Genomic DNA, 879 nt, shown 5'->3' with positions numbered 1-879 from the left:
AACTGATTATCGATACCTATGTCTAGCAATTTAAGTCCTCCCTATTCCTATTTTTGAATTACGCCCTTTTTGAGCAAGTGCATCATCTATTTTTCCGACCATGCGGTCGATATCACGATCATCCCTCACTGAAGGGTTATAAATATTAATTACAGTTGGTTCAGTAGACATTGTCGCTGCAATCCCTTCACCAATTTCACCTAATGTCTTTTTATTCAACGGTAAAACTGCTTCTCGCCCCGCTTCTCCTGCACCTTGCAACTGACCATTACTCATACCGAAAATGGTAGGTCTAGTAAAGATACCTCCTTTTGCACGCCATTGCACATCGATCCCAGATGGGAAAGTAATGTCTTTACCCAAAATATTTTTCGTACTAGTCTGCAGACTGAAGTGTGGCATTTTAGGCATTTCCGGTTTCGGAATCTTTAATTTCAAATCACTGAAAAACCCTTTGATTTTATCAATGAATCCCTTTACTTTATCTACCGCATCTTTTATCGGATCAACGATAAATCTCTTTGCTGCATCAAACTTTTCTTGCGCTGCATTTTTTACAGAATCAAATTTTTCCCTTGCTGTGTTGTACATATCATTGAACTTCTCTTTTGCAGAATTATAAGCTGAAATCACTGGATCAATAATATATTTATAAACTAAATTCCATGCCGTAAGTGTGTAAGATTGGATTTTGGCCCAATTACCTAGTATCCAATTCGCTAAATCGTTCAATTTTTCTTTCGTTGCATTCCACAATTCCTGAACAGGCTGAATGACATATTGTTTTACTAGATTCCACGCTGCGGAAGTATATGATTTCACTGTCTCCCACTGTGAATTTAACCAAGAAACAAGCGCACCGATCTGTTCTTTAACCCA

General features: G+C 37.9%; 1 pseudogene. It reads right to left on the bottom strand.

The annotated features are described in order from the left end of the window. Positions 1-30: 30 nt before the first annotated feature. A pseudogene (locus ACQGS6_RS29345) lies at positions 31-879 on the bottom strand (phage tail tape measure protein); the annotation flags it as partial.

This window comes from Bacillus sp. GMs2/2 (genome assembly GCF_050172095.1).
GTDB classification, from domain to species: Bacteria; Bacillota; Bacilli; order Bacillales; family Bacillaceae_G; genus Bacillus_A; species Bacillus_A cereus.
Note: the sequence above shows the minus strand (reverse complement) of the source record. Positions and strands in the feature narration are given on the sequence as shown.